At 62.2% G+C, this 15,459-nt stretch carries 15 protein-coding genes; all 15 read right to left on the bottom strand.

What is annotated here, in order from left to right:
* Positions 1-23 precede the first annotated feature (23 nt).
* Complete coding sequence (gene trbF / locus LMTR13_RS12295; RefSeq protein ID WP_065728114.1) at positions 24-707, bottom strand: conjugal transfer protein TrbF; 684 nt, start codon at positions 705-707, stop codon at positions 24-26.
* Positions 707-1,960: a P-type conjugative transfer protein TrbL gene (trbL, locus tag LMTR13_RS12290; protein ID WP_065728113.1), complete on the bottom strand. Its 1,254-nt coding sequence runs from the start codon at positions 1,958-1,960 to the stop codon at positions 707-709. The genes trbF and trbL overlap by 1 nt, the downstream gene beginning before the upstream one ends.
* Before the next feature lie 3 nt (positions 1,961-1,963).
* Complete coding sequence (gene trbK-alt / locus LMTR13_RS12285; RefSeq protein WP_065728112.1) at positions 1,964-2,329, bottom strand: putative entry exclusion protein TrbK-alt; 366 nt, start codon at positions 2,327-2,329, stop codon at positions 1,964-1,966.
* Positions 2,326-3,063, bottom strand: coding sequence for a P-type conjugative transfer protein TrbJ (trbJ, locus tag LMTR13_RS12280; RefSeq protein WP_065728111.1), 738 nt, complete (start codon positions 3,061-3,063; stop codon positions 2,326-2,328). The genes trbK-alt and trbJ overlap by 4 nt, the downstream gene beginning before the upstream one ends.
* Positions 3,060-5,501 (bottom strand): conjugal transfer protein TrbE, encoded by a 2,442-nt coding sequence (gene trbE / locus LMTR13_RS12275; protein WP_065728110.1) that lies wholly within the window; start codon positions 5,499-5,501, stop codon positions 3,060-3,062. Before trbE ends, trbJ begins: the two co-directional genes overlap by 4 nt.
* 7 nt (positions 5,502-5,508) lie before the next feature.
* Positions 5,509-5,772 (bottom strand): VirB3 family type IV secretion system protein, encoded by a 264-nt coding sequence (locus LMTR13_RS12270; RefSeq protein ID WP_065728109.1) that lies wholly within the window; start codon positions 5,770-5,772, stop codon positions 5,509-5,511.
* Positions 5,772-6,095: a TrbC/VirB2 family type IV secretion system protein gene (locus LMTR13_RS12265; protein WP_156795584.1), complete on the bottom strand. Its 324-nt coding sequence runs from the start codon at positions 6,093-6,095 to the stop codon at positions 5,772-5,774. Before LMTR13_RS12265 ends, LMTR13_RS12270 begins: the two co-directional genes overlap by 1 nt.
* Positions 6,092-7,012, bottom strand: coding sequence for a P-type conjugative transfer ATPase TrbB (gene trbB / locus LMTR13_RS12260; protein ID WP_065728108.1), 921 nt, complete (start codon positions 7,010-7,012; stop codon positions 6,092-6,094). Before trbB ends, LMTR13_RS12265 begins: the two co-directional genes overlap by 4 nt.
* A 180-nt stretch (positions 7,013-7,192) precedes the next feature.
* Positions 7,193-7,627, bottom strand: coding sequence for a CopG family transcriptional regulator (locus LMTR13_RS12255; protein ID WP_065732624.1), 435 nt, complete (start codon positions 7,625-7,627; stop codon positions 7,193-7,195).
* A 9-nt stretch (positions 7,628-7,636) separates the two neighbouring features.
* Entirely contained in the window at positions 7,637-9,589 is a 1,953-nt protein-coding gene (locus LMTR13_RS12250) for a conjugal transfer protein TraG (RefSeq protein WP_236843457.1), read from the bottom strand.
* Positions 9,507-10,916 carry an MFS transporter gene (locus tag LMTR13_RS39115; RefSeq protein WP_236843358.1) on the bottom strand — a complete coding sequence of 470 codons (1,410 nt, stop codon included), beginning with the start codon at positions 10,914-10,916 and terminating at the stop codon, positions 9,507-9,509. The genes LMTR13_RS12250 and LMTR13_RS39115 overlap by 83 nt, the downstream gene beginning before the upstream one ends.
* Before the next feature lie 100 nt (positions 10,917-11,016).
* On the bottom strand, positions 11,017-11,595 hold the full coding sequence (locus tag LMTR13_RS12245; RefSeq protein ID WP_065728106.1) for a ribbon-helix-helix protein, CopG family: 579 nt from the start codon (positions 11,593-11,595) through the stop codon (positions 11,017-11,019).
* Positions 11,596-11,810: 215 nt separating this feature from the next.
* Entirely contained in the window at positions 11,811-13,565 is a 1,755-nt protein-coding gene (locus LMTR13_RS12240; protein ID WP_065728105.1) for a relaxase/mobilization nuclease domain-containing protein, read from the bottom strand.
* Positions 13,566-14,315: 750 nt separating this feature from the next.
* On the bottom strand, positions 14,316-14,798 hold the full coding sequence (locus LMTR13_RS12235) for a S26 family signal peptidase (protein WP_236843456.1): 483 nt from the start codon (positions 14,796-14,798) through the stop codon (positions 14,316-14,318).
* Between the two features lie 26 nt (positions 14,799-14,824).
* Entirely contained in the window at positions 14,825-15,289 is a 465-nt protein-coding gene (locus LMTR13_RS12230) for a DUF2840 domain-containing protein (protein WP_065728103.1), read from the bottom strand.
* Positions 15,290-15,459: the final 170 nt, after the last annotated feature.

The raw sequence follows: 15,459 nt of genomic DNA, 5'->3' as shown, positions 1-15,459 counted from the left end.
AGCAACTTTGGAAATCGGTGTAGTCACTGCCCAAGCTCCTTTGACCAGTTGATGGCGTTAACGTAGACCCCGAGCGGGTTCTTGCGCAGGCGATCGGCATCGCGCGGGGTTTCGATCACGATGGTGAGGATGGCGGTCCAGCGCTCGGTGGCGGAAAGCTGGCCATTGTCGTAGCGGCGCTCGATCCAGGCGACGCGAAAACTCTCTGGCGAAGCACGGATCACACTGGAAATTTCCACTGCGATCTGCACCTTGCCGAGTTTGGCAAAGGGATCGTTGACGCGGGCGTAGTCATTGAGGGCCGCGGCGCCGCGATCGGTCGTAAAGTCGTAGGCGCGCAGCCAGTCCTGACGCAGCACGATGGCATCAGCCGACAGCCCGCGCACGTTTTCGATGAAGCGTGCCAAATGAAAGGCGATCTGCGGATCACTCGGCTGATAGAAGGGATTGGCCGGGCTGACGGCCTGTGATTGGCCGAGACGATCGACCTCAACGACCCAGGGGATAATGCTTCCCCGTGTGGATTGCCAAACGAGACCTGATGCGAGTCCTGCCGACAGGATAAGAGAACCGAAGGCCACCAGTCGCCAGTTTTTGGCCTGCACCCGCGCCGAGCCGATGCGCTCGTCCCACACTTGCGCCGCTTTCTGATAGGGCGTTACGGGCGCGGGCGTGCGGCCATAATGAACGGATGGCCGTTTGAACATCACTTCCCTCCTTCGGAGAGATCGACGGAGGCGCCTCCTCCACCATGGTCGGCAGTGCGAACGACGTTGGTCGCGGCCGACGCCCCACGACTCATGGTCTGCATGCGCTTCATGCGTCTGGCCCAACCGGGCTGAGGGTCCGAAGGTGAGGAACTTGCCGTTGGCTGGGCTGCGCCGCCTTCACCGGCTGCAGCGCCACCAGTTGATGCCGAGCCGCTTGCAGAACTGGCCGCGGCGCGACGAAGTGGGCTCGTCATTGCGGACGCGGCGGCATCCGCGACGCCGGACAAACCACCCGCCCGGAACGCACCGCTCGCGCTACCCGCTAGCGCCGCAGTGCCGCGCGCCGCGCCTGCAAGTGCACCGGCGCTGCCTGCAGCAAGACCCGCTCCGGCCACCACGACCCCGCCGGCAGCTAACCCCGTGCCGGCGGCAGCCCCGGCGCCAAGTTGCGGACCGCCGGAGACGATGCCATTGGCGATGCCGGGCCCAAAGATACCCAGGCCTAGCAGCGCTAATGCCGCGAGCACCAGGGCCATAGCATCTTCAATGCCGATCTGTGCGCCGCCCGGACCAACGGTGAACTGCGAGAACAATGTCGAGCCGATGCCGACGATGACGGCGAGCACCATGACCTTGACGCCTGACGAGATGACGTTGCCGAGCACGCGTTCAGCGGCGAAGGCCGTCTTGCCGAATAGCCCGAAGGGGATCAGGATGAAGCCTGCAAGCGTCGTCAACTTGAATTCGATCAACGTGACGAAGAGCTGGATCGCCAGGATGAAGAAGGCGAGCAGCACGATCACCCATGCGAGCAGCAGCACTGCGATCTGAATGAAATTCTCAAAGAAGCTGACATAGCCCATCAATCCCGAGATCGAATCCAGGATCGGCCGTCCCGCATCGATGCCGACCTGCGCGATCCGCCCCGGGCGCAGGAAATCCGCTGACGACAGCCCAGTGCCCGATGCCTTGAGGCCAAGGCCGGCAAAACTCTCGAAAACGATCCGGGCGAGGTTGTTCCAGTTACCGATCAGATAGGCGAACACGCCGACAAACAGCGTCTTCTTGACGAGGCGAGCGATGATGTCCTCGTCGGTGCCCCAGGCCCAGAATAAAGCGGCCAGCGTGATATCGATCGCAGCGAGCGTGGTCGCGAGGAAGGCGACTTCGTTACCAAGCAACCCAAAGCCAGAGTCGATATAGCGGGTAAAAGTTTCCAGAAATCGGTCGATGACGCCGGTACCACCCATCGATCACTCGCTTTCTGGTGTTGCAACGGACGGCCAATCCTGAGGCAGGCGGCTCCGGCCCTTTGGTTGTCGTTCGTCGTTCACAGGGGTATCGACCTTTGGCGCTTTCTTTTGTCCCAGGAAGCGGCGGCGATTCTCGGTCCACATCCGACGACACTCCTCGAGTTCCGCCGTTTGTTCAGAGGTAACCGTCCGGCAGCGTTCGAGTTTGGCAGCAAGCGGATCGGTTGCCCGGGATGCCGGCGATCCGGCTGAGGTATTCTCACCATCGCCGCGGAGCTGGATCGCGCAGGCTGCGACGACCAGGACGGGAATGACCACTGCCGTGGCCACAAGCAGCAACCGTTTGAATCTGCCAACTCCGTTCATCGGTGAAACATCTGCACGGTTGAGGGCTGGTAGCCGCGCCCTGGCGCGAGAAAGCGTCGAAGCTGCTCCCTTGCTTGCTCCTGGGCGGCGACGCGCTGGGCGGTTTCGAGATTTTGTGCTCGTCCCTGCGCAGCAACCGCTGCCGTCAGGTCAGCTAGCTGCTGCGCCTGTAAGCCAAGGAGCTGATTGCCGGCCTGACTCGCTTGTAAGGCACCCATCGCTCCCTGGCTCGAACTGATCAGAGCGGACATCTGGGTGCGGTTAGTATCGAGGTTGCCGACGACGGTCGCCTGAACGCGCAACGCATCCTGCAAGCCGGCCAGAGAATTCTGCCAACGTGTTCGCGCATCCGCGATCAGCGCTTGATCCGGCTGTCCTGATGATACCGGCGCATAGGTCGTCGAGAAGGCCTGGTCGATCTGATTGATATCGTAGGCGATGCGCTGGGCCTGGGCGAGAAGCTGTTGGGTTCGCTGGATCGACTGCTCGAGCCGCTGCAGGGAGGAATACGGCAGACTGGCGAGATTCTTGGCCTGGTTGATCAACATCTGCGCCTGGTTCTGCAGTGACGTAATCTGGTTGTTGATCTGCTGCAGCTCACGCGCGGCGGTGAGCACATTCTGCGCATAGTTGTTGGGATCAAACACGATCAGTTGGGCGGAGCTTGGCAAAGCGGTACATGCAATCGCAATGGCGAGCGCACCCACCGCTGAGAGCCGACGGTGGCGCTTCATGACAAGCCTTCCTGCTTGATGAGACCGGGAACGAGATCAGCGGCCCAGCCCAGCCCACGCGCGGCGAGCCATCCGGTGACAAAACCATCGCGGCCATGTTCGGCCAGCACGCGCTCGATCATTGCCTGATCGGACTTTGATGAAGCCGCGGTGAAGGCGAACGCGAACTCTTCGAGACCCAGCTCGAACAGGCGATTGCCGCGCCGGGACTGACAGTAGTAGTCACGCTTGGGCGTGGCGCGCGCGAGGATCTCGATCTGCCGGTCGTTGAGACCGAAGCGCCGATAGATCGCCGAGATCTGCGGCTCTATCGCGCGCTCGTTCGGCAGGAACAGCCGCGTCGGGCAGCTCTCGATGATAGCAGGCGCAATCGCGGACCCGTCGACATCCGAGAGCGACTGGGTGGCAAAGAGGACGGAAGCATTCTTCTTCCGCAATGTCTTCAGCCATTCACGGATCTGGCCGGCAAACCCTTCGTCATCGAGCGCAAGCCACCCTTCATCGATGATGAGCAGCGTCGGCCTTCCGTCGAGCTGGCCTTCGATCCGGTGGAAGAGATAGGCGAGCAAGGCCGGTGCGGCTCCGGTGCCGATCAAACCTTCGGTCTCGAACACCTGGATCGAAGCCGAACCGAGCTGCTCCGCTTCGGCATCGAGCAGCCGCCCAAAGGGGCCACCGAGGCAATACGGTTGAAGGGCCCGCTTCAGGCTCTGCGACTGCAGCAGGACGGACAGACCGGTCAGCGTGCGCTCGCCGACGGGAGCCGAAGCCAGCGACGACAGTGCCGACCAAACATGGTCCTTGGCTTCAGGCGTGATGTCGATCCTTTCACTTGCGAGAATGGCTGCGATCCATTCCGCCGCCCAGCCGCGCTCGGCCGCATCGTCGATCCTGGCTAGCGGCTGCAGGGCGACCGGCTCAGACGCGTCATTGGACAGCGCGCCGCCGAGATCGTGCCAATCGCCCTTCATGGCAAGGGCGGCTGCCCGGATCGATCCGCCGAAGTCGAAGGCAAAAACCTGGGAGGCAGCATAACGACGGAACTGCAGCGCCATCAGCGCGAGCAGTACGGATTTGCCTGCTCCGGTCGGACCGACCACCAGCGTGTGCCCGACGTCCCCGACGTGGAGGGAAAAGCGAAACGGCGTGGATCCTTCCGTGCGTGCAAAGAACAGCGGCGGCGCGCCGAGGTGCGCGTCCCTCGCCGGCCCGGCCCAAACCGCGGACAACGGGATCATATGGGCGATGTTCAGAGTCGACACCGGGGGCTGGCGGACGTTGGCATAGACGTGGCCGGGCAACGAGCCCAGCCAGGCATCGACGGCATTGACGGTCTCCACCATGCAAGTGAAGTCGCGTCCCTGAATGACCTTCTCGACCAGGCGCAACCGTTCGTCCGCGCTGCGCGGATTCTCATCCCAGACCGTGATCGTGGCGGTGACGAAGGCCTCTCCGATCAGATCGGAGCCGAGTTCCTGCAACGCGGCATCGGCGTCGATCGCCTTGTTGTTGGCGTCGGTGTCGATGAGAGACGAGGTCTCGTTGGTCATCACCTCCTTGAGGATCGCGGCGACCGATTTCCGCTTGGCGAACCACTGCCGCCTGATCCTGGTCAGGAGCTTCGTCGCGTCTCCCTTGTCGAGCATGATCGCCCGGGTCGACCAACGATAGGGGAAGGCCAACCGATTGAGATCGTCAAGGATTCCGGGCGTCGTCGCGGTCGGGAAACCAACAATCGTTAGCACCCGCAGGTGTTGGTCGCCCAGCATCGGCTCGAGCCCACCCGTCAGGGGCTCGTCCGCCAACAGCGCATCGAGATACATGGGAATCTCGGGAACGCGGACGCGATGTATCTTGGTCGAGACGCAAGCATGCAGGTACGTCAGGGTCTCGCCGTCATCGAGCCATCGGCACTCCGGCATAAACCCTTCGACCAGTTGCAGCACGCGGTCGGTTCGGTCGACAAAGCCGCGCAACGCTTCGTGGGCGCCGGCAGCCTCCCCGCGCTCCCGTCCCTCGTACAGGAAGCGTTCGGCGCGCGCCGCATCCTCCGCCGGCGGCAGATACAGGAAGGTGAGGAAATAGGCTGACTCGTAGTGAGCTCCCTCTTCCTCGAATTGCGCCCGGCGCTCGGCATCGACCAGGGCCGATGCCACATCCGGGCAACTGCTCGGCGGATAGGCGTTTGATGAGTACCTCTGCGCCTCTACAAACACCGCCCAGCCGGATCCGAGGCGGCGCAGTGCGTTGTTGAGCCGGCCGGCAACCGCAACAAGTTCTGCTGGAACGGAGGAATCAAGATCGGGCCCGCGAAAGCGCGCGGTCCTCTGGAAGGATCCGTCCTTGTTGAGGACGATGCCTTCGTCGACCAGTGCGGCCCATGGCAGGAAATCCGCAAGACGCGTGGTGGAACGGCGGTATTCGGCAAGGTTCATCATTATTTGCTCACACATTCAGATGGGTTGGGATGCGCAGATGGCGTCTTGCGGTCTCGACAAAGAGCGGATCGCGTTTCGCGGCCCAGACGGCGGCGGCATGACCGATCGCCCAGAGCAGAAGACCGGCAATCCAAAGCCGCAGGCCGAGACCAAGCGCCGCGGCCACGGTGCCGTTGAGGATGGCGATTGCCCGCGACGCGCCGCCGAGCAGGATCGGTTCGGTCAGCGCGCGATGCACCGGAACTGCAAAACCTTCAACCGGCCCGTCCATCAGATCAGCACTCCGCCGCCGAATGAGAAAAATGCCAGGAAGAAGCTCGATGCCGCGAAGGCGATCGACAGACCGAACACGATCTGGATCAGGCGCCGAAAACCGCCGGAGGTGTCGCCGAAGGCGAGCGTAAGGCCCGTGACGATGATGATGATCACGGCCAGAATCTTGGCGACCGGCCCTTCGACCGACTGCAGGATCTGGTTGAGCGGCTGCTCCCACGGCATGTTAGAGCCCGCCGCATATGCAGCACGCGATATCCCTCCAGAGCTGAGAGCTACGGCAGCGGCTGTCACCGTGTGTCTCAATGTGACGCCTTTCATGAGTAGTCTCCTGCTACTTGGATGAGGTAATCGCCGTTCGGCGTGAGGCCCTTGACGCGCACGAGTTCTGCCAGCCGTCGATCCGCACCGCGGCCGGAGAGAACGGCAATCACATCGATGGTCTCCGCGATCAGCGCCCGCGGCACGGTGATGACGGCTTCCTGGATGAGTTGTTCGAGACGACGAAGCGCGCCGAGTGCGGTGCCGGCATGAATGGTGCCGACGCCCCCGGGATGGCCGGTGCCCCAGGCCTTGAGAAGATCGAGCGCCTCGGCGCCACGCACCTCGCCGATTGGAATCCGGTCGGGACGTAGCCGGAGCGAGGAGCGCACGAGGTCGGACAGCGAGGCGACACCGTCCTTGGTGCGCAACGCCACTAGATTTTTCGACGTACACTGAAGCTCCCGCGTATCTTCGATCAGCACCACGCGATCGGTCGTCTTGGCGACTTCGGCCAGGAGCGCATTGGTCAGTGTGGTCTTGCCGGTCGAGGTGCCGCCGGCCACAAGGATATTTTGACGTTCTCGAACAGCGTTCCGTAACCCTTCAGCCTGAGCGGCTGTCAGGATGCCGGCGGCGACATAGTCGTCGAGCGTGAAGACGGCGACCGCCGGCTTGCGAATGGCGAAGGCTGGTGCAGTCACCACTGGTGGCAATAGCCCCTCAAAACGCTCTCCCGTCTCGGGCAACTCGGCCGAGACGCGGGGACTTGCCGGATGAACCTCAGCACCGACGTGATGGGCAACGAGCCGCACGATGCGCTCGCCGTCGGCTGCGGCGAGACGCTCGCCGGTATCCGCCAGGCCTCCCACCAACCGGTCGACCCAGAGCCGGCCATCGGGATTGAGCATGACCTCGACGATCCCAGCGTCTTCGAGCCAGGCCGCTATCGCGGGTCCAAGCGCGGTGCGCAACATGCGCGCGCCACGCGATACCGCCTCGGACTGAAAGGAATGAACTGTCACGCTTGCCCCCAGGGCCACCGGGCCGAAAGGGCTCGGCGACGGGGATCAGTAGAAAAGGCAGGTTACGTAGTGGCGCAACAAGCTCAAATCAGGCGGCGTGCCGTGGCGTAGTAAAAGAAGCGGGCGGCGAGATCACTCACCGGGAACGATCGGTGACGCTTGCGAAGGCTTGATGTCGAGCGAGATCTCCTGGGCCAATGTCTGGCCTCTGGCCAGCCGCCGCCCGAGTGCCTCGACAAAACCCTCATACCGTTCTCGGCCCTTGGTCTGCGCGGCGGGTTGCGCCGTATCGGGGAGCGGCGGCGTAGCCGTCAGCCAGAACCGCACGAACAAAGCCAGCGCTTCATTTGAAATGGTGATGTGACGCTCCAGCCGCTCGACGTGCCGGGCCAGCCGGTCAAGCCGACGGCCGAGCGCAGCTTCCATCCGCTCCGAATTATCCGGCGACAGGAATGAGGCCAGCGCAGTTTCGACGATGAGCGCCTGAGGTACTCGCTTGCGGTTGGCATGATCGGCGAGCCGGCCCGCAAGGTCAGGAGGCAAACGAAACGTGTGCTTGGTTCGCATCATTTCTCCCTAAAGCTTGAGGCCATCGCCAGGATCCATCGCAGCTTGGCGCGCGAGACCGGGAACGTTCGTGCGCAACACGCGAGCCCTTATGGCGTCGCCGTCCCCTTCGTCTTCCGTGAAGTCGAACTCGGGCGGAGACGGTGAGGCCTTCGGTGCGATGTCTTCATGCTTGGGAAGCTCCGGCTCACGCCGAATGCCAGAATTTGTGGGATCATCGACAGATGGCCGAATGCCCAAAACGGTTTCCGGTCTAAACGCATTGGTATTCAACGTGGATGGCAATTGGCTCCAATCGTCCGTCGCCGCACTACGCTCGGGTCCGAAAGTGCTTGGTTCCGGCGGCGGTAGCACGCGCTCGGCGAGACGACGATCCTCAAAATACCTCGCCTTTTTGGCGCGGATCGGTGGCACGCCGGAAACCAGCACGAGCTCGTCCTCTGGTGGAAGCTGCATCACCTCGCCTGGCGTCAATAACGGGCGCGCGGTCTCCTGCCGCGAGACCATGAGATGGCCAAGCCAAGGGCTAAGCCTGTGGCCGGCATAGTTCTTCATCGCGCGCAACTCGGTGGCAGTGCCAAGCGCGTCCGAAACCCGCTTGGCGGTACGTTCGTCATTGGTCGCAAAGGAAACGCGCACGTGGCAATTGTCGAGGATGGCGTTGTTCGGCCCATACGCCTTCTCGATCTGATTGAGCGACTGCGCGATGAGAAAACTCTTGAGGCCGTAGCCCGCCATGAAGGCAAGCGCCGACTCGAAGAAATCAAGCCTTCCGAGCGCCGGAAACTCGTCGAGCATAAACAGCAACCGGTGTCGGCGGCCCTTGGCCTGGAGGTCCTCGGTCAAGCGGCGGCCGATCTGGTTGAGGATCAGCCGCACCAGCGGCTTGGTGCGGCTGATGTCCGATGGAGGCACCACGAAATAGAGTGTGGTCGGCCGATCGTCTTCAACGAGATCCCGGATGCGCCAGTCGCATTGGCGGGTCACTTGCGCGACAACCGGATCGCGGTAAAGGCCGAGGAACGACATCGCGGTCGACAATACGCCGGATCGTTCGTTTTCGCTTTTGTTCAGCAGCTCCCTCGCCGCGGAAGCGATCACCGGGTGTGTCCCGGCTTCGCCAAGGTGCCGCGTGGTCATCATCGCGCGAAGCGTGGTTTCGATTGGCCGTTTCGGATCGGACAGGAAACTCGCAACACCGGCGAGCGTCTTGTCCTGCTCCGCATAGAGGACGTGAAGGATGGCTCCGACCAGTAGCGCGTGGCTCGTCTTCTCCCAGTGATTGCGCCGTTCCAGCGAGCCCTCGGGATCGACCAGCACGTCGGCCACATTTTGCACGTCACGAACCTCCCACTCCCCTCGCCTCACTTCCAGGAGAGGGTTGTACGCTGCGCTCTCTGAATTGGTCGGATCAAACAACAGCACCCGGCCGTGCCGGGCCCGAAAGCCGGACGTCAAGGTCCAGTTCTCACCCTTGATGTCGTGGACGATGGCACTCCCCGGCCAGGTCAGGAGGGTCGGGACAACAAGTCCGACGCCCTTTCCGGATCTGGTGGGGGCGAAGCACAGCACATGCTCAGGTCCATCGTGCCGCAGATAAAGTCCCTCGAACCTCCCGAGGATCACGCCATCTGCCCCGGCAAGGCCGGCACTTCGAATCTCAAGCTGGCTGGCCCAACGTGCAGAACCATATGTGGCCGCCGTCTCCGCCTCCCGAGCCCGCCACACCGACATCGCGAAAGCGACTATAATCGAGATGATCCCGCCGGACGCAGCTACGCATGCCCCTTCAACGAACACTTCAGGTGCGTAGGCATCGTAGGCATACCACCACCAGAAGAAGGCCGGAGGCAGGTAGATGGGAATGCCCGGCGCGAGCTCAAACCAGGGGTGTCCGAGTTGCGGCTGATAGCCGAGACGCCAGGCCGTCCATTGCGTCGCGGCCCACATCGTGATGAGCACGACGGTTAAGACGCAGGCGATCTGGCCCCAAAGTATTCTGGTTGCGGACATGGCATGGAATATCGAGCGACTCCGTAATCCGCAGACAAGCCAACTTGCAGGCTGCGAGTATTTTCGGATACCCCGGCGAACAGATTGGTGCGGCAAACCAGATGCCAGCCACGATCTGAAGCCCCACGTTGAAAGCAAACGCTGCTTGGTAAGCGACTTCAGGGTAGTGCCCATCTATGGGAGCCCAGAGCTGAACTACTAGCCCCGTCATATATTGCACGACAAACGCGCTAGCGATGTGGAAGAGGTTCAGAGCCGCATTGGCCCTGCCCGCCAGTTCCTTCGGAAAATACTCGGCCAGGATCGCGTAACTGAGGACAGTTCCAGCACCGACTGCCGCCACGAACATCCACGGGACATACGACGGGAGCGGCCATCGCAGGATCAATGCCAGCTGAGCCACGATGAACATCGTGGCGACAAGGCCCATCAGCGCCCGCAGCCCGACACCAAGTCGGCGCGCCCGATCGACCACAACGCCCCAGAGAAGCCCGCCCAAACTCAATGCGATTGCCATAATGAGCAAATGCCAGAGTAGTCCCGAGCGGTCGAGACGCTCGACATCGCTGAGCCATGGCGCCGCCCACAGTCCCTGCAACGCCCATGCCGTCCCGATACAGGCGGCCGAAAGCGGAGCCAGGCGCCAGAAGCGTGGGTCGGCATAAACCATCCTTAGACTATTTGGTCCGCCTGCCACCGATATAGGTGCTGGCACCTCTGGGATAGCAAGATAGATGACAAGAGCGCATCCGGCCGAGACAATCGCGAGCAGCGCGAACAATGCTCGCCAACCCGCCCAAACCAGCAGGAACTCCGCAGGCAAAGTTGCCGACATTGCGCCCAAGGCCCCCAACATGATCATCAAGCCGTTGAGCAACGGGATACGTTCGCCGGGAAACCAGAGCACGAGGGCTTTCAAGCCGGCGGTCAATGACGCAGCGACACCGAGGCCGATAAGCGCTCGACCGATGAAGAGCATCCAAAAATTGTCTGAGATGGCAAATAGCGCCGCGCCCAGAGCTGCGGCAATCATCACGCCACTTTGGATCCGTCCCGGACCATATCGGTCCAACAAGATGCCGATCGGGATCTGGGCAGCCGCAAAAGTCAGGTAGTAAACAGACGTCAGTAGACCAAGATCGCCAGCGCTGAGGCCAAATTCGGATGTCAAAGAGCCGGCGACCGTTGCATTGATAGTTCGGAATAGAAATGAGAGATAATAAGCGGCAACGAACGGCAGGAACACCCGCAGAATCAGGTGCCAGTTTTCTGTCAAATCGCCGACACGCCAGCGCCGAGTCGCACGGCTGGACGGTCGAGACCGTACCGGATGTTCGACCGATTCTTCGTGAGCAATTGTCTGCTTCGCGATAGGATTAGTGCAGAGGCAGTCCCGCCTTCCCTGGAAAGTTGAACAGGCTGCCGCCCTCCCGGACGGCAGTGGAGTGCTCTACGTCGATGCCAACCGAGTTTGACGTGCAGTGGTCCGGCTCGTGAAGTGGCGAGGAGGTCTTTGCCACTCCCTTCCCAAAACCGTCAGCGAGAGTATCTCTCTGGTGGCACAGCCGATCCACCGTCTCATGCACGAGCGACGTCCCCGACTGAACGCGCCGCCAAACCTGTGTGGCAAATTCATCGAACCGCTCCGACCCTAGCGCACACGCGGCCCGCAGAGCTGCTGCCGGTAGCGGCGGCGTCACCGCAAGCTGGTATCTAGCCTGAAGCGCGACACTCTCGTTGACGACCCTAAGATCCCGATCGAGCTGTTCGAGTTGGCGGCTCATAAGCGAAAGGCGGCGATCTACCGGGAGATTATCGCTATCGTCTTCCGAACCGAAGAACTGAACAAGGGCTGCCTCAACGAGCGCCGACTTGCTGGCGCCAGGACGTTTCGCGGCTGCCGCCAGCCGCGCGGCCATCTGCTCCGAGAGGTAGATACCAATTCTGGGCTTCATGGTTGGACCTTCTGAAAGCCTGATTTCCTGCAGTGCGCGTCTGAAGCAGCGGCGCGCTGAACAAGAGGGGCTACTCGCGGTCCCCGAGCAACCGCTCAATCGCAACCGTCGTGCGTTCGGATAGATCGGCGTACAAGAAGGCCGATCGAGATTGCATTGGACCTGGCGGCCGGCGCGACGTGCGACTTGGCGCGGAAGTGCCGGCAGTCCGCCAATCAGATTCCCAGGCTAATTTTCCTTCCAAAGCTCCAGTTCACGCCCCCTCCACTCGCCGCGACGCCGGATACCTGTCGATCGAGATGCTGCTCAAGGGCCGGCCGCCAGGGCACGAGTTGGAATCCAAGTCCGTCGTCAATCATGGCAAACCGGCCTGACGCCAGCGTTACGCGCTGACGATAGACGCCCATGATGCGTTCGCCCTCCGACGAAGGAGTGTGCGGCAACCCCGTTTCGGCCGAGAGTTTTGCGACCGTAGCATCGAGCTCCCGCTGCCTTAGCGTATTGAGGAGATCGCGGACATAGATGACCCTTGTCCCCTGCCGGCGCGCAAGGCCCTCGCCTGCGAGATAGTCAAGCCGGCGGTCCATGGCTTCGCGCACCTCGGATCCGAAACCACTGCTCGCCACAATCGAATCTCGCGCAAGTAACTGCCGGTCAATCCAGGTCGCTCCCGGCGCGGTGACCTGAGCCTCAATACTGAGATCCGATCGGTTGGCGAGCGACAGCCGCTTGCGGCCCTGCGCATCATCGTAAGACCTCGCCTCCACGATCGCGCCAGGCGCAGCATCGCCGGTCATTTCGATATCGGTGAACCGGATGTGATGCGTTCGTCCATCGATCCCCTCGACGATCGCATAGGCCGAGCCTTTCAGTTCGTCATATAGCCCGCGCTCGACCAAACGGCCGAGCACGGGATCTGCCGGTTCCTCGCCGTGCAAGGCAAAGCCGGAGACATCCGGCTCGCGGCCAACAACGCTCATCGCCCGGTGCATGGTCTTGATGACATCGCCGCGTATCGAGAGGTCACGCAGCTTGTCCTCGATACCAGGCTTCAGCGTCCAGCAGCCGGGTGCAACTTGATCGGCAAGGCCGAGACGTTCCAACCTAGCTGCCCGGCCGACCATTAGGCGGCGGAGGCTTGAGTCTTCGCCTGACGCATTGGGCCGAAGGTCCGCTACGCCAGCGCCCTCGTCGGCGGCGATACGCAGCGCCCGATCGAGGCTCGTCCAACGCTCGGCCTCAACCTCCCGTTCAAGGGCGGACTGGATGTCCCGCTCGCTGCGCGGCCCGAGCTCGAGGGTGACGCGCTCGGCGGCGCGATCACGAAACCCGCGGCTGATGTAATCCCGGCTGATCACGAGATCCCGGCCGTCCTCGGCGCGGCCGCGGATCAGGACATGAACATGCGGATTGTCGGTGTTCCAGTGATCGACCGCGATCCAGTCCAGTTTGGTTCCGAGATCCCGAGCGACGTCGGTCATGAGCTCGCGCGTGAAGGCGCGAAGATCGCCGAGTTCGGCGGCGTCCTCCGGAGAAATGATAAATCGAAAATGATGCCGGTCGTCCTCGCAGCGTTCGGCAAAGGCGCGTTCATCCGCCGCATCCGACCTCGCGTCGAACATCCGGGCGTCAGCGCCGTCCCGCGTCACGCCCTCCCGCTTCAGATAGGCCATATGTTTTGGCATCGTTGCCGAGCGAAAGCGGGTACCGTGGTGACGGACCACCCGCGCCTTCATTACTACACGCCGCGAGGTCGAGCCGAGCGACAGTGAGAGCGCGGCACGCCGGCCTCGTCCGAAGTGCGACTGGCTCGCTCCACCTTTACCGCGCCCAAAACCGACACCGATATGCCCCGCCTTCTTTGCGGCCCGCATGACCTGGCCGACAAAGCTCTTCGGACGCGAGGAGCTACGTCCGAAGTCGCGAATGCGACCAGGGCGAACACGAAGGTCGTTGTCGCGCTGGCTCATGATGGCTTCACGGCAAACTTGCGCAGGCCGACGGCTCCAGCTCCGTTGATTTCCTTGACGATTTGCAATGGAGCGACGGCTTGATCATTCTCGATGCTCATCAAAACCTCAACTCCGCCAACCACATGCGCCCGCCCGAAGGCGGCGCTTTTCCCTTGCCGTCCTCCGTCGATGGTTCCCAGGGCCCAACTTCCAAGCCAACAGACTCTCGGTACTCGTGGCGATTTGCGACAAAATGCAGTTCGGGTCATGCGGTGGATCCTCCCATAGCGCCTGCCCGAATTCGTCGACTGGCGGCCGATTCACTGCGAATGAGCCGCCGCGACTTGGCAATTGACCTGCGAAATCCCGCTGTTTGCGAGCGAAGCGAGCGTTTGCGATAGCGATCGTTACCCGAAGGGCCGAGACGCCCGTAGGGTGGCTCGGTGAGGAGCGAAGCGACGAGTAGAGCGCGGGCCGAAGGCATCGCCCGTATGCCATCAGCACGTCTATTTGCGACACGGTCTGTGCACGCACGCTGGCATGAAGAGCGCGGAAACAGCGATCTGACACACCAATGGCGCGACCGCCGCAATAGCACGCACGGTACATCGGAGCGAACGAAGCCATACGGCCGAGCCAGCCAGCGTACAGATAAAGGCTTTCCTCTGCAGGCTGTGAGAACGATGCTTCTCTGTTGGCCGGAAAGGAAAGAGTGGAGTTCCTCTGGATAAGCCATAATCCGCGGGTTGTAGGGGAATTCGCGCATGATTACTCCTCGTTAGTCCACACGGGTACCGCTCTGCCGATCACGGCGGAAGCAGGAAGTGGCCCGAAGTAGCGGCTGTCCAGCGAATCCGAAGACTGCCAATTCATCAGGAAGACGTCATCTCGCGCGACGACGCGGCAGCCCTGCCAGATCGGGAGCGGGCGGCCACCCCTGTCGTGATCGCGCGCCTCGCCGAGTCCAATTCCATCGACCGTAATGGTGCGGCCGCTTCTGCAAACCGTTTGTTCGGGCAGTGCGAGGACGCGCTTCAACATCGGCACGCCGCGGGGCAGATAGCCGCGTTCCGCAAGGAACGCAGCAAGCGGCTCCGGCGGCAAGACCGCGACAAGTTCGGAGACAACCAAAGTGCCGGGGGGCTGCAGGCGATAGAGCCCCAGCGGGGCACTCTCTGAGACGTTCCAGACGTACAGCGGAGCAGACCTCGAATCGATCACGGATACCGGCAGGGCGACCGATCCGAGCATAGTTAGAAGCGTCGTCATCCGGTGCTTCATGGGGCAATCTTCCGCCGTTGAAGCCAGACCTGGTGTCGCGACCGCGTGTAGAGCCTCGGTGCTTCTCCGACCGACAGGCGGTTGTGCACATGCCGCCAGTAGTCAGTTGCTGCGTCGGCAGCATTGATTCCAAGCGCCTCCACGGCGTCGATCAACTGAAGCACCCGCTCGACTTTGGGCCAGCCGGAGAGCCGCAGCAAGATGTCGCCGCCGGGGCGTACATAGGGCACGGTCGCACAACGCTGGCCTGGCGCAACGGCTCGCAAGATATCGATCTTCGAAACAACGGTTCCGTAGTCGCTGGATGTCCAGCGCACGAACGCAAAGATGCTGCACGGCGCAAATGAGACGACACGGCGTCGTCGGTCCAGTACCTGTTCGGCCGCTACCCGACCGAACCGAATCCAGTTCTCAATCCGCTTCTCAAGCCACAGCAGTTCGACATGTGTGAGGTCGCTCATGCAGCTTCTCCACCGTCATGGAAGACCTCGATCGCGAACAAGTCGCCATGCCCGACGGCAACGCATGTTCCGAGTCCAAAGCACGCGATCTTCCAATGGTCGCGCAGGCCGGACGCGATCGATAATGATCTTGCTCTGCCGAATCGAAGCATAGACAGGGTGCGCCTCGC

It is taken from the genome of Bradyrhizobium icense, assembly GCF_001693385.1.
GTDB classification, from domain to species: Bacteria; Pseudomonadota; Alphaproteobacteria; order Rhizobiales; family Xanthobacteraceae; genus Bradyrhizobium; species Bradyrhizobium icense.
The sequence above is the reverse complement of the archived record's forward strand: the minus strand, read 5'-3'. Positions and strand labels throughout refer to the sequence as shown.

Coding starts and splice junctions, on each gene's coding strand:
- trbF (WP_065728114.1), bottom strand. CDS start 707: ATGTTCAAACGGCCATCCGTTCATTATGGCCGCACGCCCGCGCCCGTA.
- trbL (WP_065728113.1), bottom strand. CDS start 1,960: ATGGGTGGTACCGGCGTCATCGACCGATTTCTGGAAACTTTTACCCGC.
- trbK-alt (WP_065728112.1), bottom strand. CDS start 2,329: ATGAACGGAGTTGGCAGATTCAAACGGTTGCTGCTTGTGGCCACGGCA.
- trbJ (WP_065728111.1), bottom strand. CDS start 3,063: ATGAAGCGCCACCGTCGGCTCTCAGCGGTGGGTGCGCTCGCCATTGCG.
- trbE (WP_065728110.1), bottom strand. CDS start 5,501: ATGATGAACCTTGCCGAATACCGCCGTTCCACCACGCGTCTTGCGGAT.
- LMTR13_RS12270 (WP_065728109.1), bottom strand. CDS start 5,772: ATGGACGGGCCGGTTGAAGGTTTTGCAGTTCCGGTGCATCGCGCGCTG.
- LMTR13_RS12265 (WP_156795584.1), bottom strand. CDS start 6,095: ATGAAAGGCGTCACATTGAGACACACGGTGACAGCCGCTGCCGTAGCT.
- trbB (WP_065728108.1), bottom strand. CDS start 7,012: ATGTTGCGCACCGCGCTTGGACCCGCGATAGCGGCCTGGCTCGAAGAC.
- LMTR13_RS12255 (WP_065732624.1), bottom strand. CDS start 7,627: ATGCGAACCAAGCACACGTTTCGTTTGCCTCCTGACCTTGCGGGCCGG.
- LMTR13_RS12245 (WP_065728106.1), bottom strand. CDS start 11,595: ATGAAGCCCAGAATTGGTATCTACCTCTCGGAGCAGATGGCCGCGCGG.
- LMTR13_RS12240 (WP_065728105.1), bottom strand. CDS start 13,565: ATGAGCCAGCGCGACAACGACCTTCGTGTTCGCCCTGGTCGCATTCGC.
- LMTR13_RS12235 (WP_236843456.1), bottom strand. CDS start 14,798: ATGCTCGGATCGGTCGCCCTGCCGGTATCCGTGATCGATTCGAGGTCT.
- LMTR13_RS12230 (WP_065728103.1), bottom strand. CDS start 15,289: ATGAGCGACCTCACACATGTCGAACTGCTGTGGCTTGAGAAGCGGATT.